26 protein-coding genes are annotated in these 24,117 nt (G+C 73.2%); 25 read left to right on the forward strand and 1 reads right to left on the reverse strand.

The window, feature by feature from the left end:
* Positions 1-142 precede the first annotated feature (142 nt).
* The 25 genes from AB0M83_RS29190 to AB0M83_RS29310 all read left to right on the forward strand — a co-directional run bounded on the left by AB0M83_RS29190 (position 143) and on the right by AB0M83_RS29310 (position 22,408).
* Entirely contained in the window at positions 143-982 is an 840-nt protein-coding gene (locus AB0M83_RS29190) for a hypothetical protein (protein WP_364521598.1), read from the forward strand.
* Entirely contained in the window at positions 979-1,632 is a 654-nt protein-coding gene (locus tag AB0M83_RS29195) for a GNAT family N-acetyltransferase (RefSeq protein ID WP_364521599.1), read from the forward strand. Before AB0M83_RS29190 ends, AB0M83_RS29195 begins: the two co-directional genes overlap by 4 nt.
* Before the next feature lie 5 nt (positions 1,633-1,637).
* Positions 1,638-2,876 carry a hypothetical protein gene (locus tag AB0M83_RS29200; RefSeq protein WP_364521600.1) on the forward strand — a complete coding sequence of 413 codons (1,239 nt, stop codon included), beginning with the start codon at positions 1,638-1,640 and terminating at the stop codon, positions 2,874-2,876.
* Positions 2,877-2,886: 10 nt separating this feature from the next.
* Positions 2,887-3,600, forward strand: coding sequence for an alpha/beta fold hydrolase (locus AB0M83_RS29205; RefSeq protein ID WP_364521601.1), 714 nt, complete (start codon positions 2,887-2,889; stop codon positions 3,598-3,600).
* Between the two features lie 28 nt (positions 3,601-3,628).
* Positions 3,629-6,037, forward strand: coding sequence for a non-ribosomal peptide synthetase (locus AB0M83_RS29210; protein WP_364521603.1), 2,409 nt, complete (start codon positions 3,629-3,631; stop codon positions 6,035-6,037).
* Complete coding sequence (locus tag AB0M83_RS29215; protein ID WP_364521604.1) at positions 6,034-6,291, forward strand: acyl carrier protein; 258 nt, start codon at positions 6,034-6,036, stop codon at positions 6,289-6,291. The genes AB0M83_RS29210 and AB0M83_RS29215 overlap by 4 nt, the downstream gene beginning before the upstream one ends.
* A complete protein-coding gene (locus AB0M83_RS29220) occupies positions 6,288-7,556 on the forward strand; it encodes an MFS transporter (protein WP_364521605.1) in 1,269 nt (422 codons plus the stop codon). Before AB0M83_RS29215 ends, AB0M83_RS29220 begins: the two co-directional genes overlap by 4 nt.
* Positions 7,553-8,779 carry a polyketide synthase gene (locus AB0M83_RS29225; protein WP_364521606.1) on the forward strand — a complete coding sequence of 409 codons (1,227 nt, stop codon included), beginning with the start codon at positions 7,553-7,555 and terminating at the stop codon, positions 8,777-8,779. The genes AB0M83_RS29220 and AB0M83_RS29225 overlap by 4 nt, the downstream gene beginning before the upstream one ends.
* A 23-nt stretch (positions 8,780-8,802) precedes the next feature.
* Positions 8,803-9,915 carry a beta-ketoacyl-[acyl-carrier-protein] synthase family protein gene (locus AB0M83_RS29230; protein WP_364521607.1) on the forward strand — a complete coding sequence of 371 codons (1,113 nt, stop codon included), beginning with the start codon at positions 8,803-8,805 and terminating at the stop codon, positions 9,913-9,915.
* Positions 9,908-10,372 (forward strand): hypothetical protein, encoded by a 465-nt coding sequence (locus AB0M83_RS29235; RefSeq protein WP_364521608.1) that lies wholly within the window; start codon positions 9,908-9,910, stop codon positions 10,370-10,372. Before AB0M83_RS29230 ends, AB0M83_RS29235 begins: the two co-directional genes overlap by 8 nt.
* Entirely contained in the window at positions 10,369-11,736 is a 1,368-nt protein-coding gene (locus AB0M83_RS29240) for a class I adenylate-forming enzyme family protein (RefSeq protein ID WP_364521609.1), read from the forward strand. The genes AB0M83_RS29235 and AB0M83_RS29240 overlap by 4 nt, the downstream gene beginning before the upstream one ends.
* An 11-nt stretch (positions 11,737-11,747) precedes the next feature.
* A complete protein-coding gene (locus tag AB0M83_RS29245) occupies positions 11,748-12,440 on the forward strand; it encodes an alpha/beta fold hydrolase (protein WP_364521610.1) in 693 nt (230 codons plus the stop codon).
* A gap of 28 nt (positions 12,441-12,468) precedes the next feature.
* On the forward strand, positions 12,469-13,179 hold the full coding sequence (locus AB0M83_RS29250; protein ID WP_364521611.1) for a 2OG-Fe(II) oxygenase: 711 nt from the start codon (positions 12,469-12,471) through the stop codon (positions 13,177-13,179).
* Positions 13,176-14,153 (forward strand): ornithine cyclodeaminase family protein, encoded by a 978-nt coding sequence (locus tag AB0M83_RS29255; protein WP_364521612.1) that lies wholly within the window; start codon positions 13,176-13,178, stop codon positions 14,151-14,153. Before AB0M83_RS29250 ends, AB0M83_RS29255 begins: the two co-directional genes overlap by 4 nt.
* A gap of 18 nt (positions 14,154-14,171) precedes the next feature.
* Entirely contained in the window at positions 14,172-15,287 is a 1,116-nt protein-coding gene (locus AB0M83_RS29260) for an epoxide hydrolase family protein (protein ID WP_364521613.1), read from the forward strand.
* Between the two features lie 103 nt (positions 15,288-15,390).
* Positions 15,391-16,113 (forward strand): hypothetical protein, encoded by a 723-nt coding sequence (locus AB0M83_RS29265; RefSeq protein WP_364521614.1) that lies wholly within the window; start codon positions 15,391-15,393, stop codon positions 16,111-16,113.
* A 105-nt stretch (positions 16,114-16,218) separates the two neighbouring features.
* Positions 16,219-17,436: a cytochrome P450 gene (locus AB0M83_RS29270; RefSeq protein WP_364521615.1), complete on the forward strand. Its 1,218-nt coding sequence runs from the start codon at positions 16,219-16,221 to the stop codon at positions 17,434-17,436.
* Positions 17,437-17,616: 180 nt separating this feature from the next.
* Entirely contained in the window at positions 17,617-18,045 is a 429-nt protein-coding gene (locus AB0M83_RS29275) for a YbaB/EbfC family nucleoid-associated protein (protein ID WP_364521616.1), read from the forward strand.
* Between the two features lie 28 nt (positions 18,046-18,073).
* Complete coding sequence (locus tag AB0M83_RS29280; protein ID WP_364521617.1) at positions 18,074-18,403, forward strand: type VII secretion target; 330 nt, start codon at positions 18,074-18,076, stop codon at positions 18,401-18,403.
* Positions 18,400-19,101 carry a hypothetical protein gene (locus AB0M83_RS29285; RefSeq protein ID WP_364521618.1) on the forward strand — a complete coding sequence of 234 codons (702 nt, stop codon included), beginning with the start codon at positions 18,400-18,402 and terminating at the stop codon, positions 19,099-19,101. The genes AB0M83_RS29280 and AB0M83_RS29285 overlap by 4 nt, the downstream gene beginning before the upstream one ends.
* 7 nt (positions 19,102-19,108) lie before the next feature.
* Complete coding sequence (locus AB0M83_RS29290; protein ID WP_364521619.1) at positions 19,109-19,777, forward strand: hypothetical protein; 669 nt, start codon at positions 19,109-19,111, stop codon at positions 19,775-19,777.
* 15 nt (positions 19,778-19,792) lie between these two features.
* Entirely contained in the window at positions 19,793-20,239 is a 447-nt protein-coding gene (locus tag AB0M83_RS29295) for a SitI3 family protein (protein ID WP_364521620.1), read from the forward strand.
* Positions 20,240-20,260: 21 nt separating this feature from the next.
* Positions 20,261-20,746, forward strand: a complete 486-nt coding sequence (locus tag AB0M83_RS29300) for a nucleoside 2-deoxyribosyltransferase domain-containing protein (RefSeq protein ID WP_364521621.1) — start codon at positions 20,261-20,263, stop codon at positions 20,744-20,746.
* A gap of 220 nt (positions 20,747-20,966) precedes the next feature.
* Positions 20,967-21,920, forward strand: coding sequence for a hypothetical protein (locus AB0M83_RS29305; protein ID WP_364521622.1), 954 nt, complete (start codon positions 20,967-20,969; stop codon positions 21,918-21,920).
* An 80-nt stretch (positions 21,921-22,000) separates the two neighbouring features.
* A complete protein-coding gene (locus AB0M83_RS29310; RefSeq protein ID WP_364521623.1) occupies positions 22,001-22,408 on the forward strand; it encodes a hypothetical protein in 408 nt (135 codons plus the stop codon).
* Between the two features lie 226 nt (positions 22,409-22,634).
* Here AB0M83_RS29310 and AB0M83_RS29315 read toward each other — a convergent pair whose 3' ends face one another.
* The gene (locus AB0M83_RS29315; RefSeq protein ID WP_364521624.1) at positions 22,635-24,023 is read right to left on the reverse strand and encodes a lysine 2,3-aminomutase; all 1,389 of its coding nucleotides are present in this window, start codon (positions 24,021-24,023) and stop codon (positions 22,635-22,637) included.
* Between the last annotated feature and the right edge of the window lie 94 nt (positions 24,024-24,117).

A 24,117-nucleotide genomic window follows, 5' to 3' on the forward strand; every position in this document is an offset into this window, starting at 1 on the left:
AAGGCGATCCGGCGTGTCGGAAAACCTATTCCAAAATGCTGTGATCTGAGCCACAAAGCATTTTGGTTGCCGTGCGCGGTGGCGGGCTGCCACTTTGTGAACCAGGGGCAATCGCCGTCGAGATTCGCGTGGGGGGTCCTTCGTGGCAGGGTCGGAAGGCGGAGACGGCGACCGTGAGGTGCGGACGCTCAATCCGGCGCAATCGAATCCGCGGCTTCGGTACGAATTCGACCGCGGCAGCGGCTACGAGACCGAGATCAGGCTGACCGCCGCCCTCTCGGCGCTCATCCCCGAGGACGAACTGCTGCACTCCGATCACCGGTTCTTCCAGATCGTGCACCTGCTGACCGAGTACTGCTGGGTCGCCGTGCACCACAGCCTGTGCGACCTGACCGCCGCCCTCGGCCGCGGCGACGCGATCGCCGCCGGACGGCTGCTCGTGCGGTGCGCCGACACCGCGTCGCTCACCGTCGGATGCCTGCGCGTCATGGCGAACTCCCTCACCCAGGTCTCGTTCCTGCGCATGCGGGACGACCTCGCCGGCGCGGCCTCCGGGCTCGCCTCGCCCGGCTCGCGCAACGTCCGCCGTGCCGCGCACGCCGTGTGGGCCGCCTTCGAGGCCGCCACCGCCGACGCCGGCGTGACCCAGGCCGACCTGGTCGAGGCGACGCACCCGGACTCCGGCGCCGCCGGGCGCGTCGCGCAGCTCGCCGACGTCATGATCGGCCTGCAGCGCTTCGACACCCAGGTCCTCGAATGGAAGCAGGTCCACCTCAACCTCGTCTGGCAGATGCTCGGGGGCCAGCCCCGCGCCGCCGACGAACAGGAGGAGGACGCCGGCCGCCCCCGGAGCATGCGCGGCAAGTCCATCTCCGACCTGGAGCGGCTCGCCGTGCGCCCGCTGTTCCCCAAGCTGTGGTTGCAGAACACCGCGGTCTACCGCGCGATGAGCGCGGCGATCCCCGACGAAGAGGCGGCATGACGCAGGAAACGGACCACCCCACCACGATCGCCGGACCGCCGCTCACGGTCCTGCCGACGCCGCGGACCACGCTGCGCGAAGTCCCGTTCGGCGAGGTCCGCGCGATCCTCGCCGGCGAACCCGCCGCGGACCGGTGGGCGTGGGCGCCCGGCTACCCCTTCGACGGCACCGTCGGCGGCGCGAAGCTGGTGCTGCGGATGGTCACCGCGGACGCCTACCGGCCGGGATTCGGCCTCTACCAGATCGTCGACCGCGTATCCGGGCTCGCGGTCGGTGACGTCGGCTTCCACTCCGCGCCCGACGCCGAGGGCACCGCCGAGATCGGCTACGGCCTGATCGAGCCGTTCCGGGGGCGCGGCCTGGCGACCGAGGCCGTCGAAGCGCTGCTCGGCTGGACGTTCCGCCAGCCCGGCGTCACCACGGTGCGCGCCGAGACCGACGAGGACCACCTGCCGTCGCGGCGCGTGCTGGAGAAGACCGGGTTCACGCTGCTCGGCACGGACGGCGAGACGCGCGAGTACGCGAGACGACGGGAGCCGACGTTACCGATGCGACCAAAAGCAGGCCGGCCGTCGAGCGGTACGTGCCATTGCCACGAAAGCCATCCGGCCGTGACTGTGGTCGGATCAGTAACGAACGGCACAGTATGATCAAGGTGGCGGTGTTCGAATCGGCCGACGCGTCCGCGCTGCCGGACCTGCTCGACGCGGCGGCCGACTGGTGCGAGCTGGTCGTGGTCAACGCGGGTCCGCAGCCGTGGACCACCGACGAGCGCGAAGGCCTCGCCGAACTGGCCGAGGTCGTCGACGCGGCCGGGGCGGACCCGGACACCGTCGCCGCGCGGCTGGCCGGCCTCGGCGTCGACGGTGTGGTGACCGTCGAGGACGAGTGGATCCCGCTCGTCGCCGCGGTCGCCGCCCGGCTGGGCCTGCCCTACCACGACGAAGAGACTGCCGAAGCGGTGACGCGCAAGGACGTCCAGCGCGCGCGGCTCGCCGGCACCGGGCTCGCCGTGCGCGCCGCGCCCTTCACCGACGAAGCCGGGCTCGTCGCCGCGATCGCCGCAGTCGGCTTCCCCGCGGTGCTGAAACCGGTGCGCGGCAACGGAAGTTTCAACATCTTCCCCGTCGACGACGAACCCGCGCTGCGGGCCGCGCTGGCCGGAGCGAGGACCTCCGCGGGGCCCGGGACGGGGGCCGCGCCGACGTGGCTGCTGGAGGAGCGGCTGATCGGCGTCCCCCACGACGAGCAGGACTGGCTCGGCGACCACTTCTCGGTCGAGATGGCTTCCCTGGGCGAAGGCGAGCACTGGCCGTTCTGGCTCTCGGACCGGTTCCCGCTGCTCCCGCCGCTGCGCGACAGCGGGATGACCGGGCCCTCGCTGCTGTCGTGGGAGACGCAGCAGCTCGCGATCGAGCGCGCCGGGCGGATCCTGACCACGCTGGGCGTCACCAGCGGCCTCACGCACATGGAGTTCAAGCTGACCGCCACCGGCCCACGGCTGATCGAGGTCAACGGCAGGCTCGGCGGGTTCCTGTCCTCGATCGTGCCGCGCGTGAGCGACCTGAACCCGGTGCGCCTCGCGCTGGAGGTGGCCGCCGGCAAGGCCGCGCGCCGCCCGGTGGTCACCTCCGGCTACGCGGCCTGCATCTTCACCCAGTTCCCGCCCGCCGCCCGCCGGCTCACCGCGCTCGCCGATCCGGCCGAGCTGCTGCGGGTGCCCGGGGTGTGGCGGGTCGATCCCCGCGCGGCGGTCGGCGACGCGCTCGACTACCGCGCCGGCCTGCACGGGCGGCTGCAGAACGTGTGGATCGAGGGCAGCACCCCGGCCGCGTTCCGCGACACCTGGGTCGCCGCGTCCGCGGCCATCGCCGCCGGCAACCGGTTCGAGTGAGGGAGCGACGATGACGGACGGCGTTCCCGTGCTGTGCTTCCCGCCCGCGGGGGCGGGCCCGAGCTTCTTCCAGGCCTGGCCGGAGGCGGCACCCGCGCTGCGGTTCGCCGCCGTCGACCTGCCCGGCAAGGAACGGCGCTTCGCCGAACCGCCGGCGACCACCATGGCCGGACTGCTCGACGCGATCACCGACGACGTCCTGCGCGAAGCCGCCGCCGGGCGGGTCGGCGTGTTCGGCCACTCCTTCGGCGCACGGGTCGCCTACGAGGTGGCCCGGCTGGTCGCCCGCGAGCGGCCGGACACGGACCTGACGGTGTTCGTCAGCGGCGCGGCCCGGCCCGGCGTCCGGCGGTCGGCGCCGATCGCCGGGCTCCCCGACGACGAGTTCGTCGTCGCCGTCGCCGAGCTGGCCGGTTACCGCCACCCCGCCCTGGCCGACCCGGACCTGCGGGAGCTGCTCCTGCCGGCGCTGCGCGCGGACATCGCGGTCGACGAGACCTACGAGCCCGGGTACGCCGAGGCGGCCGCGTTCCCGATCGTGTCGGTCCGCGGCGCCGACGACGAACTGGTGTCCGCGGCGGCCGCCGCCCGCTGGGCCGAGGTGACGTCGGCGGGGTGGCGGGCCGAGGAACTCCCCGGCGGCCACATGTACCTGGTCGAGCAGTGGCAGCCGCTGGTCGCGCTGATGGAGCGCGCGCTGGCGGGCGAAGGCGCGCGGCCGTGAGCCGCTGAGACGGGTGGGAGGAGAAGCCGTGCCGAACGTTCTGCGCCCGGTGCCCGCCGGGCTCGGCGACGGGACCGTGCGCGCCCGCGCCGTCGTCCTGGGCGCCGCTCTGCGGTTCGAGCCCGTTCCGCGCCCCGCCGCGGAGGCCGCGCGATGGCGGGAGCGCGAACTGGCCCGCGGGACCGCCGGGCTCGTCGTGCTGGCGTATGCCGACGGCGTCCGCGAGCTGGTCGCGACCGGGCCGGGTGCCGAGGGCCTGGCCCGCGCGGTGCTGGAAAGCCCGCCGGCCGGAGATCTGCCGGCACACCTGGCCGGACCTTCGGAGCAGTCCACTGTGGACCTCGGTCCGGCCGGCCCCGCCGACGTGCTCGCCGCGCTCGGCCTGGTGTTCAGCCGGTACACGCGCAGCGCGTCGCAGGTCTTCGGTGCCACGCTCGTCACGGTCGACGAGGACCAGCCGGTCGGGGTGTTCCGCAAGCAGGTCGCGACCGGCGCCGTACCCGAGGTCCTCACCGTGGGCCACGCGCTGACCGTGCGGGTCGTCGACGGCCGCGCGACCGCCCGCTTCGCGGCGGACGCCGTCGCCGGGTGGGCCGCGGCTCAGCTCGGCCGGCAGCTCGCCGCGGTGCTCGCGGAGCTGCGGACCGGCGATCCCGACCGGCCGCTGGCCGACATCGCCCTCGACGCGGGGCCCGAACCGCGACCGGCGACGGCCGGCCGTCCCTGCACCATCACCGAAGTCTTCGCCGAGCAGGCCGCCCGGCGCGGTCCGGCTCCGGCGGTGTCCGGCGACGACCGCTCCTTCACCTACGCCGAACTCGCCGCGCGAGCCGAACGCTTCGCCGCCGGCCTGCGGTCCCGGGGGATCCGGCCCGGCGACCGGGTCGGGATCGTGCACGAACGCGGCGCCGAACTCGTCGCGCTGCTGCTCGGCGTCCTGCGGGCCGGGGCGGTGTACGTCCCCCTCGACCCTGCCTACCCCCGCCGGCGGCTGACCTACATCACCGAAGACGCGGGGCTCGCGCTGGTGGTCACCGACGAGATCGCGGCCGGGCTGCCGGCCGACGGCGAGGTACCGGCCGGGCTCGCCGGCCCCGACGACCCCGCCTACGTCATCTACACCTCCGGCTCGACCGGGCGCCCCAAGGGCGTCGTCGTACCGCACCGCAACGTCGTCGACCTCGTTTCCGGCACCGCGGAAGACTTCGGGTTCGGGGACACCGACGTCTGGACGTGGTTCCACTCGGTCGCCTTCGACTTCTCGGTCTGGGAGATCTGGGGACCCCTGCTCACCGGCGGCCGGGTCGTCGTCGTGCCGGAGTGGACGCGCCGCTCCCCGGACGAGTTCGCCGCCCTGCTGCGCGACGAGGGCGTCACCGTCCTCAACCAGACACCGTCGAGCTTCACGCAGGTGATCGAGACGCAGCGGCGGCGGTTCGACGACCTCCCGCTTCGGCTGGTCGTCTTCGGCGGGGAGCCACTGGACACCTTCGCGCTGCTGCCGTGGTTCGACCGCTATCCGGAGACGCGGTGCCGGCTGGTGAACATGTTCGGCATCACCGAGACCACCGTGCACGTGACCTCCCAGACAGTGACCCGCGCGGACGCGCTGGCCGGGTCCCGGTCGGTGGGCCAGGCGATCCCCGGCTGGGAGGTCCACGTCGTCGACACCCGCGGCCGCCGGCTGCCGCCGGGCGTGCCCGGGGAGATCGCCGTCGGCGGCGCCGGGCTCGCGCACGGCTACCTCGGCCGCCCCGACCTCACCGCGCAGCGGTTCGTCACCGACCGCGTGACCGGACGCCGGCGCTACCTCAGCGGCGACCTCGGCCGGCTGCTGCCCGACGGCTGCCTCGAGCACCTCGGCCGGCTCGACAGCCAGGTCAAGCTGCGCGGCTACCGCATCGAGCTCGACGAGATCCGCAAGGCCCTGCTGGCCGGCCCCGGCGTCGTCGCGGCCGCGGTCGTGCTCGCCGCGCCAGGCACCGCCGAAGCCCGCCTCGACGCCTACGTCGTCACCGGCGGCCCGGACGACGAACCCGACCTGGCCGCTCTGCGCGCCCGCGCGGCCGCCGTGCTGCCCGGGTACATGGTCCCCTCGACGTTCACCGCCGTGCCCGCGCTTCCCTTGACGGTCAACGGAAAGCTCGACGAGGCCGCCCTGCCCGAGCCGGTGCTCGGCGGCGCCCCGGTCGCGGAAGCCACCGGGGACGCCGGTGTCGTGCTCGCCGCGTGGCGCTCGGTGCTGGGGCCCGCGATCGGGCCGGACGACCACTTCTTCGACAGCGGCGGCAACTCGCTGCTGGCCGCCAAGACCCTCGCCGCGCTGCGCGACGCCGGCCTCACGGTCGGGATCCGCGACCTCTACGGCCATCCCACCCCGCGCCTGCTCGCCGCCCACCTCGCCGGACCACCCGCACAGAAGGAAGCCCAGCCGTGACCACACCGCACCCGCAGCCCGACCTCGCCGCCCTGGTCCGCCGGACCTGGGCCCGCGTGCTGGGCCACGACCGGTTCACCGACGACGACTACTACTTCTCCGTCGGCGGCAACTCCCTCGGCGCGACCCGGATCATGGCGGCGCTCGGCCGGGAACTCGGCACCCGGCTGCCCGTCCGGATGCTGTTCGACCACCAGACGGTCACCGCGCTGGCCGCCGCGGTCACCGCCCGGCTCGAGGCGAACGCGGCGTGAAAGGCCTGCGCCGGATCGCCGCCCTGCCCCCGGCCGCCCGGCTGCTGATCTTCACCAACGGGATCAGCGCCCTCGGCGCGGGCATGGTGATGCCGTTCCTCTGGATCTACCTCACCGAGGTGCGGCACCTGCCCACCTGGGTGCCCGCGGCGACCCTGGCGGTGCAGGCGTTCGCCGCGGTGTTCGGCGGCCTGGTCTACGGTGCGCTGCTGGACCGGCTGCCCTACAACGTCGTCGTGCCGCTGGCCAACGTCAACGCCGGCGTCGGCACGCTGCTGTTCGCCTTCGCCGGGCAGGCCTGGATCGCGGTCGCCGCCGCGATCGTGTTCGGCTTCGGCATCAGCGGGGTCGGCACCGCCGTGCGCGCGGCCTACGGCGCGACCACCGGTCCCGCGCAACGCGAAACCGCGTACTCGGCGGACTACGGCGTCCTCAACGTCGCGATGGGGATCGGCGTCATCCTCGGCGGGGTGTTCGCCGCGCTGGCCTTCCTCAGCCCGGTCGGCCGGTACTTCCTGATGTACTCGATCGACGCGGCGACGTTCTTCGTGATGGCCGTGGCGACCGTGCGGGCCCTGCCGAACCGGGTGCACCACACCGAAAGCGGCGCCGGCGCCGCCCGCGGCACCTACCGGGCCGTGCTGCGCTCGCCGAGCCTGCTCGCCCTGCTGGCCGTGCTGCTGCTGTCCGCGCTGGTGTCCTTCGGCCAGTTCCGCGCCGGGCTGCCGGGCTACCTGACCCAGACCGGTGCCATCACCGCGAGCGGGCTGTCGTTCGCCTTCGCCGTCAACATCATCCTCTGCGCGGTGGTGCAGTTCGTGGTGATGCCGCACCTGGAGCGGTTCTCGCGGACGCTGCTGGTGGGGGCCAGCGGCGTGATGTTCGCGGCGTGCTGGGTGTTCGTGCTGCTGGCCGGCGGCCACACCGGCATGACGGCGCTGGCGCTCGCGACGGTCGCGGTGATCCTCCTGTCGATCGGGGAGTCCCTGGTCGTCCCGCTGCTGACGACGTTGCTGAACAACGCCGTCGGCGAGGACCTGCGCGGCCGGGCCAACGCGCTGTTCTCGATCACGCTCTCGACCAGCGCCGTCATCGGGCCGGCGCTGGCCGGGGCACTGCTGCCGTTCGGGTCCGGCGCCGCGTTCGTCGGCGTGATGATCACCTTGAGCGTCGTCGCGACGCTGCTGGTGCTGGGCCTGCGCCGGTCGCTGCCCGCCGCCGGGGCCGAGCCGGCGACCGTCGACGAAGTGGAGGCCGTGGCATGAGCGAAGGATCCGACGCGATCGCGATCGTCGGCATGGGCTGCCGGTACGCCGGGGCCGCGAGCGCCGCGCAGTTCTGGGACAACCTGCGGGCCGGGCGCGACCGCTTCACCCGCGGCGGCCCGGTGCCACCCGGCGACGGCCCGCGCGACATCCCGGCGTGGGGCTTCATCCCCGACCGCAACCACTACGACGCCGGGCTGGTCGGCTACACGAGCGAGACGGCCGAACGCGACCCGCAGCACGGGATGCTCTACGAGGCGCTGTGGGCCGCGGCCGAGGACGCCGGCGTGCGGCTGTCGGACATCGGCCGCTCGACCGCGGTCTACGCCGGGGTGGCCCGCACCAAGCACGTCGAACGCGGCACCTTCGAGTCCACTGTGGACCGGGACGCCACGTTCGCCGGCCCGCACTTCTCCTACTTCCACGACCTGCGCGCCGAAAGCATCATGGTCGACGCCTCGTGCGCGACCGGCCTGGTCGTGGTGCACCTGGCCTGCCAGAGCCTGCGGCTGGGCGCGTGCGACTACGCCCTCGCGGGCGGGGTCGCGGTGATGGACACCGACGGCACCTACGAGTACACGCCCAACGGCATCTACTCCAGCGAAGGCGTCTGCCGCCCGTTCGACCGCGCGTCCACCGGCACCGTCCCCGGCGATGGCGTCGGCGCTGTCCTGCTGCGCCGGCTCGACGACGCCCTCGCCGACGGCGACCCGATCCACGCGGTGATCCGCTCGACCGCGGTCGACAACGACGGACGGCAGAAGGCGGGGTTCACCATCCCCGGCGTCGAAGGCAAGATCCGCGTCGTCGCCAAGGCGCTGGCCGGTGCCGGGCTGACCGGCGCGGACCTCGGGTACGTCGAGGCGCACGGCGTCGGGATCCCGATGAACGACCAGATCGAAGCCACCGCGCTGACCGAGGCCCTCGGCGCCGAAGGCCAGCCGCTCGCCGTCGGCTCGGTCAAGGCGAGCATCGGGCACAGCGACACCGCGGCCGGGCTGGCCGCGCTGATCAAGACGGCGTTCGCGGTGGAGCACGGCTTCCTGCCCGCCACCCCCAACACCGGCGACCCGATCGAGGAGCTGACCGCCGGCGGCGACCGGTTCTCGATCGTGCCCGAAGGGCGCGCGTGGACGCCCGGCGGGCCGCGCCGGGCCGGGGTGATGTCGGCCGGGATCGGGGGCACCAACGCGTTCGCGATCGTCGAGCAGGTCCCGTGCTGAGCGCAGGCCCGGAGGTGCTCTGCGTGACCGGAACCGCCTGGCGCACGTCGCTGGGGGCCGGCCGCGAAGAGGTCTGGCAGGCCCTGCTCGCCGGGCGGACCGGGCTGCGCGTGGTGCCCGGGACGAACAAGTTCCGCAGCTTCGTCGCGGGCCCGCTGCCGGACGCGCCCGCCGAAGGGAGCCCGCGGGAGCAGCACGTCGAACTGGCCACGGTCACGGCCGAAGCCGCACTGCGCGACGCCGGGCTGCGGGCCGGGGACACCGATCCGGTGCTGGTGCTCGGCACCAGCCTGGGGCCGCACATCGACGACGCGGACCCGGGATCACTGCACGACTGGGCCGCCGAAACGGGCAAGCGCCTGGGACTGACGCGCCCGCCGGTGTCGCTGTCGACCGCGTGCTCCTCGGGCGCCGACGCGATCGCCGTGGCGGCGGAGCTGCTGGAAGCCGGGTACGCGGACGTCGCCGTCGCCGGGGGCGTGGACCTGCTGACCGACGGCAAGCGCCTCGGGCACGCCCAGTTGGGCACGCTGTCCCCGACGACGCACCGCGCGTTCGACACCGACCGCGCCGGGATGCTGCCCGGCGACGGCGCCGGGTACGTCGTCCTCGAACGGGCGGACTCGGCCCGGCGCCGCGGCGCCCGCGTGCACGGGTACCTGCGCGGCTGGGGCTCCACCAACGACGCGGCCGGCATGACCGCCCCGAAACCCGACGGCGAGGCCGCCGCGCGGGCCGTCCGCCGATGCGTCGACGTCGCCGGGCTGAGCTTGGCCGACATCGCGGTCGTGAACGCCCACGGCACCGCGACCGTCCTCAACGACCAAGCCGAAGCCACCTGCCTGTCGGGATTGTTCGGCCTGGCACCGCGGCCGCCGGTGGTGTTCGCGACGAAAGGCGCCCTCGGGCACTCGCTCGGCGCGACCGGCGTCATCGAAGCCATCACCCTGCAGCTGGCGTTGCGCGACCGGACGGTACCGCCGGTGCTGGGCCTGGTCCGGCCGATGCCCGAGCTGCGCCTGCCCGTCGCGCGGGACGCGCCGCGCCGGTTCACCGGCGGGTTCGGCATCAGCCTGACCCTCGGTTTCGGCGGGTTCAACACCTGCCTGCTGCTCGAACGGGGGGACAATGCCTGAGCCGGTCACCGCGACCCGCGCGCCGGACGCGCCCCGGCCGCCCGGCGCCCCGGTCCGCTACGCCGACGCGTCCGCCTGGCTGGTGTGCGACCTCGTCGGCCGGGTCCTGCGCGACTGGGCGGGCCCGCGCGAGCAGGTCGGCGTCCTCGGGGTCAGCGAGTACGCCACCGGCGACACCCTGCGCCAGGTCGCCGTCGACGTCGCGAAGAGGGCGATCTCACCGCTGCGGTTCGTCGCCGCCAGTCCCGGCACACTCGTCGGGCTGAGCTGCCTGCGCTACGGCTTGCACGGACCGAGCCTGCTGCTGACGATGCCCCCGGCCGACGGGGTCCCCGTCGCGCGCGTGCTCGCCGGCCGCTGGCTGACCGGCGCGGCCCCGGCGGTGCTGCTGGTGACCCACCGGGTCGACGACTCGGGCACCCACCGCGGAACCTGCGAACTCCTGGAGGCGGCGTGAACGACACCGCGGTGACCGCGGGCGAGGTCGAGGACCTGCTCGCCCGCACGACCTGGCCCGGCGCGACCGGCCGGTGCCCGGGCGTGGCCGAACTGGCCGCCCGGTTCGCCGCGTCGAGCCTGGCACCCGGCTCCGTCGTGCTGGTCGCGCTGCCCAACGGCACAAGGCTGATCCGGGTCTTCTTCGCCTTGGTCCTCGCCGGCCTGGTGCCGACGCTGCTCGCCGCGTCGACCCCGGCGACCCGCCTGCGCGCCACCGCCCGGCGGCTCGGCGCCGCGGCCCTCGTCCGCCCGGCCGGCACCGGCACCGGCGAGGCCGACCAGGTGACCGTCACCCCGCTGGCCGAGGGACCGCACCGGACGCACCGGCCCGGGCAGGCGATCCTGCTCACCTCCGGCACGTCCGGGATGGCCACCGGCTGCCTGCACGACGTCACCGCGCTGCGGCGCAACGCCACCCGCCACGCCCGCGGCATCGGCCTGAGCGCCGGCGACCGGATGCTGATCACGCTGCCGATGCACTACTCCTACGCCCTGGTCGCGCAGGTGCTGGCCGCCCTGGTCACCGGCGCGTCGCCGGTCGTCACCGGCCCGCCGTTCACGCCCGCCGGCTACCGCGACGTCGTCACCGCGCACGACGTCACCGTGTCCGCGCTGACCCCGCTGCTCGTCGCCGGCCTGCTGGCCGACGGCGGCCGGCTGCCGCCCGGCCTGCGGGCGCTCGGCGTCGGCGGCCAGGCGCTCGCCCCGGCCGCCACCGCGGCGCTGCTGGCCGCGAACCCGGGCCTCGAGCTGTACCTGACCTACGGGCTGACCGAAGCCGGGCCGCGGGTGGCGACGCTGGCGGCGCACCGCGAGCCGCCGAGCCGGTTCGCCTCGGCCGGCACTCCGCTCGAGGGCGTCCGGCTGAGCGTGCGCGACGCCGGCCGCGGCCCGGCCGAGCAGGAGGTGCTCGTCACCGCCGACACGGTGTACCGGGCCAAGGTCGGGGTCGAAGGCGGCGTGTCCCGCGGCAAGCTCGTCGGGCCGGACACCATCGCCACCGGCGACGTCGGCCGCCTCGACGACGACGGCTACCTGTGGCTGAGCGGCCGGATCTCCGACTTCGCGATCGTGCGCGGCGACAAGGTGTCCCTCTCGTCGGTGCGCAAGGCGGCCGAGTCGGTGGACGGCGTCCTGCGCGCGGTCGTCACCCCGCCCGGCGACGAAAACGCCGGCGCCCTCGGCCTCGCGCTCTACGTCGACGAATCCCGGCCACTGTCCGAACAGGACGTCCGGCGGACGCTGTACCCGCTGCTGACGGCCAACGAACGCCCCGGCGAGCTGACCGTGCACCCGGTCGCGGCCGGCAGCCTGCACAAGTAGGGGAGAACGCCATGGAACTGCTCTGCGTGCCGGGCGCCGGCGGCTCGGCCCGGGCCTACCGGCCGTGGGCCGCGGCCTTGGCCCCCGAGATCACCGTCCAGGCGCTCGACCTGCCCGGACGCGGCAAGGCGGCCCGCGAAACCCCGGCGCCGACCCTCGCCGCCGCGGCCGCGAAGCTCGTCGAGCGGATCCCGCGCGAGGGCCGCTACGCGCTGGCCGGGCACAGCATGGGCGGGCTGATCGCCTACGAGATGGCGCGCCGGATCTGCGCGACGGACACACTGCCGCGCCCGGAGTTCGTCGTCATCGCCGGAGCCCGGCCCCCGCACCTGATCTCCGCCGCCGAGTTCACCCGGCTCGTCACCGCCGGCGACGACGACTTCCTGACCGGGCTCGTCGCCCTCGGTTTCCTCGACCCGGTCGCCCGGCAGTCCCCGATGCGCGGCCTGTTCGTCCCGACGCTGCGGGCCGACCTGGCGCTCGTGGCGGCCTACGAACCGGGGCCCGCGGAACCCCTGCCGGTCGACCTGTTCGCCTGGTACGGCCGCGCCGACCCCACCGCGCCGGGGACCGCGGTTGAAGAGTGGGCCCGCTACACCGGCGCCCGGTTCGAGGCGGCCGCCTTCCCCGGCGGCCACGACTTCCCGTTCGAGCGGCCGCCCGCGGTGGCCGAGCGGCTGCGGGCGCACCTGAGCGTCCACTGAGGACGTTCCCGACCCACGAGGAGGCACCATGTCGGCCACGATCGACCACACCCCGGGCCGGTTCGCGGACTGGACCCCGCCGCGGAACCTGCCGTTCCACTGGCACATCTACGACGTCGGCAGCGCCCTGCCGCAAGGCTGGGCCGAGGAGCTGCTGGACGTCGCGGCGCGCCAGGCCGCCCGGCGCAGCTTCCGCCCGACCATGACCACCGCCCGCGAGACGCCCGACGCGATCATCCCGCTGGAGTCGGTCGACGGCGAGGTGCTCGTCGAGCAGGCACCGTGGGTGAACGAGCTCTACACCGGCTGGTTCCGGCAGCTGGGCGAGCGGCTGGTCGACGAGCCGCTGGAACTGACCAGCACCGCCAACCGCGCGCTGAGCCTGAACGTGCAGCGCGGCATCACCATGCGCTACCCCTGCCACGTCGACAGCAACCCGATGGAGGGCCTGCTGTACCTGACCGACTGCACCGAGGAGACCGGCGGCGGCCTGGTCGTCTCCCGCAACCGGCACGCCCGCGACGTGGCCGAAGTGGACGAGGACGCGGCGGTCATCTACCCGCGGCGGGGCCAGCTGTTCTTCTTCGACGCCCGCTTCCACCCGCACTACGTCCAGCCGCTGCGCGCCGACGACGCCCTGCGCGCGGTCGTCACGATGAACTACTACACGCGGTCGATCCCCGAGGCGGTGCGCCCGGCCGGGCTGGACGACCAGCTGTTCGGCGCGGGCAAGCGATGACGCTGCTGGTGCTGTCCGGGGCCGACGTCCGGGCGCTGTTCCCGCCGAAGGAGAGCCTGGCGCCGATGCGCGACGCGCTGAAGGCGCTCTCGCGGGGCGAAGCGCACCAGCCGCTGCGCCCGGTCGTCGCCCCGGAGGGTGCCGCGGGGCTGCTGGCGATGATGCCCGCCTACACCGCGGCCGCGGGCTACGGCGTCAAGATCGTGTGCCTGTTCGCGGGCAACACCGCACTCGGCCTCGACGCCCACCAGGGCGCGATGCTGCTGTTCAGCGGGGACACGGGGGAGGCGCTGGCGCTGCTGAACGCGTCGGTGCTGACCGAGCTGCGCACCCCGGCGGTGACCGCGGTGGCGACCGAGGCGCTGGCCCGCCCGGACGCCGCGGAGCTGACGGTGTTCGGCATCGGCGTCCAGGGGGCGGCGCACATCCGCACGCTGGCGGCGGTCCGCCCGCTGACCCGGGTGCGGGTCGTGGCGCGCGACGCCGCGCGGGCCGAGCGGGTGTGCGCGGTGCTGTCGGCGGAGCTGGGCCTGCCGGTGGAGGTGGCTCCCTCCCCGGAGGAAGCGGTCCGGGCCGCCGACATCGTCGTGACGGCGACCAACGCGGCTTCTCCACTGCTGCGACGGGAATGGCTGCGCCCGGGTACGCACGTCAACGCCGTCGGCTCGTGCGTCCCGCACACGCGCGAACTGGACACCCCGACCATTGCCGAGGCGCGCGTGTTCGTCGACTCGATCGAGTCGGCGACGCACGAGGCAGGCGACTACCTGTTCGCTCGGCGCGAGGGCGCGATCGGACCGGCGGACCTGACGCCCCTGGGCGACGTCCTGCTCGGCCGCGCCCCGGGCCGTGAGTCCGCGGAGCAGATCACGGTGTTCGAGTCGGTCGGCCTGGCGGTCCAGGACCTGGCGGCAGCGCGGTTCATCCACCGGCGGGCGGCGGAAACCGGCGCGGGAACCCGGGTCGCCTACTGACTCAGTAGGGTCCTTCCCATGGAGAGTTTCGCCCCGCAGACCGCTCCAGCGGTCCTCGAAGACCTCCGCACCCGGCTGCGCGCGACCCGCTGGCCCGACGCCCCCGAGGACGCCGGGTGGTCGGCCGGCACCGACGTCGGCTACCTGCGTGAGCTCGTCGCCCACTGGGCGGACGGCTTCGACTGGCCCGCCCGCGAAGCCGAGCTCAACGCCATCCCGCGCTTCCGGGCCACGGTGGGCGGCCACGACATCCACTTCGCGCACGTCCGCGGGACCGGGCCGGCGTTCCCGCTCGTGCTCACCCACGGCTGGCCGGACTCGTTCTGGCGCTACACCAAGGTGATCCCGCTGCTGACCGACCCCGGCGCGCACGGCGGCGACCCGGCCGACGCCTTCGACGTCATCGTCCCGGACGTGCCCGGCTTCGGGTACTCCGCGCGCCCCGCCACGCCGCTGAACTCCATCGCCGTCGCCGGCCTGTGGGCCGGGCTGATGACGGAGCTCGGCTACCCGCGGTTCGGCGCGGCGGGCGGGGACATCGGCAGCCACGTGAGCCGCTACCTGGCGCTCGATCACCCCGACCGGGTGGTGGCGGTCCACCGCACGGACGCGGGCCTCCCGATCTTCACGGGCGGCCCGGCGGACCTGACGCCGGAGGAACGCGACTGGATGGCGGAGGTGACGACCTGGGGCGCGGCCGAAGGCGCGTACGCGGCGATGCACCGCACCAAGCCCCAGACGGTCGCGGCCGCCCTGAACGACTCACCGGCGGGCCTGGCGGCGTGGATCGTCGAGAAGATGCAGTCCTGGAGCGACGGCTTCCGCTTCACCGAGGACGAGATCCTCACGAACATCACGATCTACTGGCTGACCCAGACGATCGGATCGTCGATGCGCATGTACCGGGCGAACGCGGCGATCCCGCCCGCCCAGCTCGCCCGCCGCGTCGAGGTGCCCTCGGGATTCGCGCTCTTCGCGGGCGACGTCGTCCTGCCGCCGAGGGCGTGGCTCGACCGCACGGCGAACACGGTCCGCGTGACCGAGTTCGAGCGTGGCGGGCACTTCGCGGCGTTCGAGGAGCCGGAAACCTACGCCCGTGAACTGAGGGACTTCTTCCGCCCCTACCGCTCGTGACCGATCCGCCGGGCAAGCCCCGGACCTGACAGATACCGGTCAACCTCCGGCCATCCGTCCCCGGGCGCGGTGATCACCTCGATGATGCTGTCGAGGGGGTCGCATGGGGCGTTGGATCACGAAGGACGGCAAGCGGATCTACATCCGCGACAAGGGGACGGGCGTGGTCGTGGCGGCGGTCGCCGCCGCGGCGATCGCCGGGGGCGCGGGCGGGGCCGGTGCCTTCGGTGGGGCGACGGGTGGGGCGACGGGTGGGGCCGCCTCGGAGGCGCTGGCCGGGAACAGCGCCGGCGACGTCGTCGACTCGCTGCCGGGCCGTTCGCTCAAGACGCGCCGGGCCGAAGCGCGGGAGTCGGCCAAGCGCGGTAAGCCGCAGGAGGCGTGGAGCCGGCTGAAGGTCAAGGAGCTCAAGCGCGCGGTCCGGCGGCTGGAGCGCGAGGGCGACTGCGTCGCGGCGGCGTCGGGCCGGGTGCGGGAGTTCCTGGCCGGCACGCCGTGCACGGCCTTGGACCGGATGCTGCTGGCGGTCGGGGACGGGCACGGCAACGCCGCGGTGATCTCGGTGGTGCGGGTCGGTTTCCGGTCGAAGAAGCAGGCGTCGGCGTTCGAGCGGGTCGAGGCGGTGCAGGGCAGCGGCGACGTGCGGCCGCTGGAGATCGCGGCCGTGCTCGGCGTCGCCGGGGTGCGGATGACCGGCCTGCACTACGAGTCCCGCCCGGACGGTTACGGCATGGTCGTCGCCGAGGCCGACACCGCGACCGGTCACGTCGACGGCGCCACCTTGGACGCGCTCGCCGACGTGGCGGCGTACCTCCCGATCAGGTGACCGGTTCCGCACCCTGCCATCCGAGTGAAGCCGGGGCCCGGACCCGCCCCGGCGCGGGAGCCGGGGACCAGACTGCGGGAACCGTTTCCCACCGGAGGGAGCACCATGTCCGCAGACGACGCCCTGCTGTCGCTGTCCACGCCGGCCGGGCTCGCCGATCCGTACCCGGTCTACGCGAAACTGCGCGAAGAGGCGCCGATCTTCCGCAGCGAAGTTTTCGGCGGCTGGGTGCTCAGCCGGTTCGCCGACTGCCAGCCGGTGCTCGCCGACGGCGAGACGTTCCTGGTGCTGGACGCGCGGTGGCGCGACCGGCACCGGCCGGGCTGGCGCGACAACCCGGCCATGGCGCTGCTGGCCGACCTCCTGCCGTGGAAGAACCCGCCGGACCACACGCGTGAGCGCCGCTTGCTCATGCGGGACTTCACCGTCCGGCGCGTCCAGGGGCTGGAGCCCGCGGTCCGCCGGGCCGTCGACCGGGTGCTGGACCGCTTCGCCGACGCCACGGCGGACGGGACCGCGGCGGAGTTCGTCACCACGGTGCTCTACCCGCTCGGGATGGCGGTGATCGGCGACCTGGTCGGCGTGCCCGACGCCGACCACGACCGCCTGCGCCGGCTGACCGACCTGATCGGCAGGCAGGTCAACCCGGCGATGCCGGCGGACCTGCGCGCCGAGGTCGACGCGGCCGCCGTCGAGTTCCGGGCCTACTTCGCGGACCTGATCGCGCTGCGGCGCGCGGAACCCCGTGACGACCTGACGTCCGCGCTGCTGGCCCGCCCCACCCCCGACGCGGAGCTGATGTCCGCCGACGACGCGCTCAACTCGCTGCTCGTGCTGTTCGGCGGCGGCTACGAAACCACCGCGGGCGCGCTGGGCCTCGGGATCCACGCACTGCTGACCCACCCGGAACAGTTCGCCCTGCTCGCGGGTGATCCCGGCCTGGCCGCCGGGGCGGCGGAGGAGACGTTGCGCTGGGACGGGGCCGCCCAGATGAGCCAGCGCGCGGCGGCGCGGCCGGCGGTGCTCGCCGGGGTGGAGATCCCGGCGGAAGACATGGTCGTGGTGCTCATGGGAGCGGCGAACCGCGACCCGGCCCGCTTCCCGGACCCGGACCGCTTCGACATCACCCGCGACGGAGGCCGGGGCCTGTTCTTCGGGCACGGCCTGCACCTGTGTCTCGGAGCGGCACTGGCCCGGCTGGAGATGACGGTCCTGCTCGAACAGCTCGGGAAGCGCTTCCCGGCGTTGCGGATCGCGGGCGAGGTGCAGCGACGCCCGAACCCGGCCCTGCGCGGGATGGCCGCCCTGCCGCTCAGCCGGTGACGCTTACGGCGGTGGGCCGGATCGGGTGCACCGATACCCGCCGTGGTCGCGGATTCCGCGGAAGAACAGCCGACGACACAGGAATACCCCGCGGCGTCCGGAAATTCGTGTTTCTTGCTGACAGTCCGATTTTGCGTCGTTTAAGGTGGGCAGACGGCGCGCCGAGGGGACGGGGGATCCGTGAGCGAACGTGTTTTCGATCCGGACGCCGCGCGCGAGCGCGTCGCGGCGTGGAAGGGCCGGATCGACAAGCTGGCCGCCGACACCCAGGCCATGAGCGACCGGCTGCAGCAGGTCCGGATCAGCGCGGCCGACCCAGGCGGGCTGGCCGAGGTGACCGTGGACTCCACCGGCGCGCTGGTCGGGCTCCGGTTGACCGACCGCATCCAGCGGACCGCGCCGGACGTCGTCGCCCAGGCGGTCCTGTCCCTGGTGCGGCAGGCCCGCGGGCAGGCGGCCCAGCGCTCGCAGGAGGTCATCGCCGACACGATGGGCCAGGACTCGGCCGCCGGCCGGGCGATCGCCGAGCAGGTCGGGCAGCACCTGCGGGCCGCGCCGGCAGCCGAGGACGACGACTTCGGCGGGCAGTCCTTCCTCCGGCGAGAGTGACCAACCCTGCGACAACCGGCGGTGACCCATGGCTGACGGCTACACGGTCGAACCCGAGCAACTCCGCAAGCACGCGGCGAACCTCGACGCGCTGCGGGCGCGCTTCGAGGCCGTCAAATCCGCGAGCACGCACATCGCCCAGGACGACCAGGCCTACGGGCTGCTGTGCGGGTGGATCGCCGCGGTGCTGGAAGGCAGGCACCAGGAGCAGGACAGCCTGCTCGACTTCGCCGCGAACAACCTCGACCTCGCCGCGACCGGGTTGCGCGACAGCGCCGCGCGCTACGAGGAGACCGACACCGGCGCCGCCGGCACGCTGACGAGCATCGGCGGAGAACTCGGCAAGGCCACGCGATGACCGACGAGTCCCTCATCGCGCCCGTCCAGCCGACCCGCGAGGTGTGGACCGGCTCGAGCCTCGCCGACAGCATCGAAGGACTCGTCGACGCGATCAAGACGGAAGGCTGGGTCGACGACGCGCTCGCCGGCGCCGGCCTCGGCGTCGAAGTCGCCGCGACGGTGATGGACCCGATCAGCGCGCTGCTGGCCAACGGGCTGGGCTGGGCCATGGAGTACTTCGAGCCGCTGCGGCAGATGCTCGACGAGCTGACGGGCAAGCCGGACGTGGTGGCCTCCCACGCGGCCACCTGGACCAGGATGGCGGCCGAGCTGGCGGACGTCTCCGCCGACCTGAAGGCCGCGCTGGCCGCGGACCTGCCCGGCTGGACCGGCGGCGCGGCCGACGGCTACCGACGGCTGATGGCCAGCAACGTCGAGGCCATCGGCGGGCTCGGCGCCACCGCGGCGGCGATGGCGGCGGCCACCGAGGGTGCGGGCGGGCTCGTGGAGATGACCCGCGAGGTCGTGCGCGACCTCATCGCCGACCTCGTGGCGCGGGTCATCGTGTGGGCGGTCGAGGCGATCTTCGTGATCACCATCCCGGTCATCGCCTCGCAGATCGCCGCCGCGGTGGTCAAGTGGGCCGGGCGCATCCTCACCTACATCACCTCCCTGATCACCAGCCTCCAGAACCTCGCCAAGCTCCTCGACGGGTAGGTCGGTCATGACGGGCAAACCCAGAACCCCTTCCGGCAAACCCGGCGACGGCAAACCCGGCGACGGCAAGCCGGGTGACGGCACCGGCAAACCGGCCGATGGCAAGCCGCCGCTGAAGTCCGGCGACGTCGACGCGAGCGCGGGTGTCGGCCCCGCGCAGGAGGTCATCCGGGCGAAACTGGAAGACGGCCAGGCCGGCGGCGGGGGCAAACCGGGTGAGCCGCCCACCCCGCCCTCGTCGACGGCCCACACGCGGCCCTCGGGACAGCCCGACCCGAACGCCCGGCCCGGCGGCACCCCGAGCGACACCTCCCACGGCAGCGTGGAGAACCGGGAAAATCTGCGGATCGAGAACGACTCGGCGACCGTCCTCGCGAAGGCCGGCTACCGCATCGACCAGAACCCGCCGGAGGTGGGGGTGAACGGCCGCAGCAACCCCGACTACAAGATGGAGGGGAAGCTGTGGGACAACTACGCGCCGAGGGACAACCGGGAAACCATCCGGCGTGAACTGCGCAAGAAGGTCAAGGAGCAGACCCCGTACATCGTCATCAACATGGAAAGGAGCACCATGTCCCTGGCGGACATGAAGGCGCTCCTCCCCACGGTGAAGGGGCTCACCGAGGTCAAGATCATCGACAAGAACGGCGCCATCATCGATGCTTTCCCCCAGTAGCGGCAGGGCGTGATCATGTCCATCACCTACGAACTCGACCTCGGTGCGGCGACCACGCCGAAGGCGGTGCTGGCCGCGCTCGTCGACGCCGTCCCCGGTGTCGTCATCGAGCACGACGCCACCGGAGCCTCGCTGCGCGGCGGCGGGTGGTTCAGCGTCGACGCCGCCGAGTACGACCCGCCCGACCCGGTGGAGAACCAGTTCGGGTTCGCGCCGACGGTCGAGGTCGTCTTCGGCCTCAGCAAGACCGGCGACTTCGACAGCCAGGAAACCGACGTGCTGCGGCTGGTCCTCGGCGTGCTGGACCGCATCCCGGGCGACGCGCTCTTCCACTCCCAGTACTCCGAGGTGTGGCTGCACCGCCTCGGCGGCCGGCTGACGGTCAACGACACCCTGTGGGGCCCCCAGCGGCTCGCCCTTCTCCCGCAACCCCACGAACGCAGGCCGATGGCGTTCCGCTGAGCACCGGGGTAGAGGAGGCACATGGAAACCGACCGGTACGTCGAGGCGCCCACCTACCACCGTCCCCGGCCCGGCGACCCGCCGTCGGTGTTCCTGGCCGGGGGCATCACCGCGGTGGCCGAGCCGTGGCACGAGCACGCGGTGCGCACGCTGCTGGGCGCGCCGCGGCCCCTGGTCGTGTTCAACCCGAACCGGGCGGACTTCCCGATCCACGACCCCGGCGCGGCGTTCGAGCAGGTCAGCTGGGAGCAGCACCACCTGCGGCTGGCCGGGCTGACCCTGTTCTGGTTCCCGCGCTCGGACGCGGCGAAGACCACGCAGCCCATCGCCCTGTTCGAGCTCGGGCAGGCGCTGGGGGAGCGGCGGCGCATCGTCGTCGGCGCGGACCCCGGCTACCCGCGCGAGCGCGACGTCCACCTCCTGTGCCGGATCAACCGCCCGGGGATGCCGGTGTGGTCCACGTTGGACGACACCCTCACCGCGGCGATCGACGCCGCGTACGGCTGATCGAGACTGGGCCGAGGGGGTGCGCGCGGCCCCGATCGGGCTTCGCGGCACCCGCGCTCGACGACGAACGCGAGTTGGTTGCCGAGCGCGTGCACGTGCAGTGCTCGCCGGGCTCAACCGAAGGACCTGCTCGAACGTGAGGGGTTCGGCCGGGTCCGTGCGGGCCCGCCGATTCACCAGGGGAGGAAACGTGGGAGCAAGACTGAAGTTACTGGCCGTTGTGAGCGTGCTGGCAGCCGCGACACCGGCGACGGCGTCCGCGGCGGAGCCCGCTCCGGCCGCGGTGTGCCGGGTGACCGAGCTGCCCGGGACGATCGCCGGCGAGGAGGTCTACCCGGCCGCCACCGACGACCACGGCACGTTCGTCGGTCTCGGCCGGTCGCACTTCGGCGACGACGAACACGGGCTGCAGTGGCGCGCCGGGGTCACGACGGACCTCGGGGAGTTCGTCCCGTCCGCGATCAACTCCGGCGGGGTGATGGTGGGCTCGCAGTTCGCCGGCGGGACGCGGCACGCGGCGATCCGGTCGGGTGGCGTGACGACGTTCCTGCCGGAGCCGGGCGAACCAGGCTCCGGGGCCACGGACATCAACGCCCGCGGCGACGTTTCGGGATACGCCTGGGTCGATGGCCTGTCCCGCGCCGTCGTCTGGCCGGCGGGCACGCGGACGCCGCGGGTGCTCGACGACGGGCCGGTGTACACGATGGCCCTCAAGGTGGACGACCTCGGATTCGTCCTCGGCTCGGCCGGGTTCGCCGGCGACGAGGTGCAGACGGTCTACCGGCTCGACGGCACGATCGTGCGGTCGTTCCCGGTCATCGGCCCGGGCGGGCACCGCGCGTCGGACCTGGCCGGCGGCGTCCTGATCGCCGACCGCGGCGGCGCCGAAGGCGACGAGCTCACCTACATCGACGTGGTGACCGGGCAAGAGCGGCCACTGCCTGACAGCACCTACGCCCAGGGCGGGGTCCTCGCCGCGAACGGCGCTGTCGCGGCGAAGAACCGCAACGGGTTCCCGGCGCGCTGGAAGTACGGCCGCCAGCTGCAGCTGCCCCAGCTCGGGTACACCTACCCGCTCTACCCGACCGCGATCAGCGCCGACGGGCGGCAGATCGCGGGGGTCAGCACCGACAACACGCGGCAGATCGGCACGCTCTGGACGTGTCGGAACTGACCTCGAGGCCGGCGGCGGCCAACCCGAATGGATTGTATTCATAACCTACGAGCAGAGGGAAATCGATGAGAAGGATCGGCATGATCGTGGCCGCTGCGGCGGCTGTTCTCACTGTTGTCACCGGGTCCACAGTTGCCGCAGCGGCACCAGTCAGCGCAGATGCCTACCCCACTCTCAACTTCCTCATCAAGGACGGCACGGGTGGCTACTACTCCGGTACGGTCACCTGGTATAACCGCTCAGTCGGCGTCGTAGGAGCGTTCAATGCCAGCGGATGTGAGCGGGCATACGCGACCTCGATAGTGGACTTGAAAGCGCTTGACGCGAGAAGCACGAGCCTTCACTGCGATACTGTCACCGATGCAAGCTTTTCCCTCTCCGCGGACGTTCCCGGTGGGGCGAATCGCGTCTACCTCGCCATCAAAAGCGAGTACGGGCGCGTGTACGACTCCACGAATTGCTGGCGTGAGACCATGATCTGCAACTAGTACGGCAACGGCAGTGGGGGTGAGCGGGTAGCCGTTTCGTTTGCGGTGACTGTTCAAACGTCGTTGAATCGAGGGACGTGGCCATGCAATTGCGATCATTCGATGGAGCACCGTCAGCGTAGGTTTTTGACCAGCCCCGACGTCTGAGGCGGCCGAGGGGGTGCGCGGCCCCGATCGGGCTCCGCGGCACCCCCTCGGCCTACCTCCGCAGGCCGACGCGCCGGCGTCAGCGGGGCTGGTTCGCCCACCAGGCCTGACCGGCCTCCGGCAGCGTCGAGATCGGGTCGTAGTACGGGTACCGGCGCTGCAACGCCTCCGGGTCCTCCAGCTCGATGCCCGTCCGGTAGTTCTTCGTCCAGTACGAGATCCCCAGCTCCCGGTCGTAGTCGGCCAGCTGGTGCACCCACCGCTTCCCCACGTACGGCACGTCGCACACGATCCGCGGCGTCGCGTACCCCGGCAGGTACCCCATGATCGCGTGCTGCAGCTCCTGCGCCTCCCAAACAGACACCCGCCAGTGCTCGGCGTTCGGGATCATGTCGCACATGTAGAAGTAGTACGGCAGGATGTTCGCCTCACCCTGCAGCGCGAAGCACAGGTCCAGCAGCTGCGCCGGCGTCGCGTTGACCCCGCGCATCAGCACGCCCTGGTTGCGGACGTCGCGGACACCCACGTTCAACGCCGTCTGGGCCGCCTCCGCCACCAGCGGGGTCACCGACTGGGCGTGGTTCACGTGCGTGTGGATCGCCAGGTTGACCCCCCGGCGCTGGGCGGTCACGGCGACGCGCTCCAGGCCCTCGACGACCTTCGGCTGGAGCCAGTGCTGCGGCAGCGCCGCCAGGGCCTTCGTCGCCAGCCGGATGTCGCGGACCGTGTCGATGTCCATCAGGCGCATCAGGAACGACTCCAGCTGCGGCCACGGCACGTTGGCCACGTCGCCGCCGGAGACCACCACGTCGCGCACGCCCGGGGTCTTCTTCAGGTACGTGATCATCGCGTCCTGGCGGTCGACCGGCTTGAGTGTCAGCTTGTGCTTCTCGACCTGCTCGGTCGAGTTGCCGACCAGGTCCATGCGGGTGCAGTGGCCGCAGTACTGGGGGCAGGTCGAGATCATCTCGGCCAGCACCTTGGTCGGGTAGCGGTGGGTCAGCCCCTCCACCACCCACATCTCGGCCTCGTGCAGCGAGTCGCGTTCCGAGTGCGGGTGGCTCGGCCACGTGACGTCGCGGTCGCTCTTGACCGGCAGCATGTAGCGGCGGATCGGGTCGGCGTAGAACGCCTCGGTGACCTTCGCCGGGTCGGTGCCCGCCGTCGGCGCCATCGTGTTGAGCATCTGGGGCGGCAGCAGCATCGACATGGTCGCCATCTCGCGCTGGTCGGCGAGCAGGTCGTCGTAGAAGCGCTCCTCCAGCAGGTCGCCCATCAGCGCGCGCAGCTGCTTGGCGTTGCGGACGCAGTGCACCCGCTGCCACTGCGCGTCACGCCACTCGGCCTCGGTCACGCCGTGCCAGCCGGGGAAGCGGCGCCAGTCGGGTTCCACCAGCTCGGCGCGGGCGTACTCGTAGGGCTGGTCGAAGGCGGCGGCAGGCGTCACAGGTTCCTGGGTCGCAGTCACTTGTACTCCTAGTCGTCGGGAACGCGTTAAAATATCCTGTCATATCGTTCCCATGGAGTAAATCTTCCTGCCTGTCGGGGTGTCTTCACCCAGG

Source organism: Amycolatopsis sp. NPDC051106 (assembly GCF_040682775.1).
Classification (GTDB): domain Bacteria; phylum Actinomycetota; class Actinomycetes; order Mycobacteriales; family Pseudonocardiaceae; genus Amycolatopsis.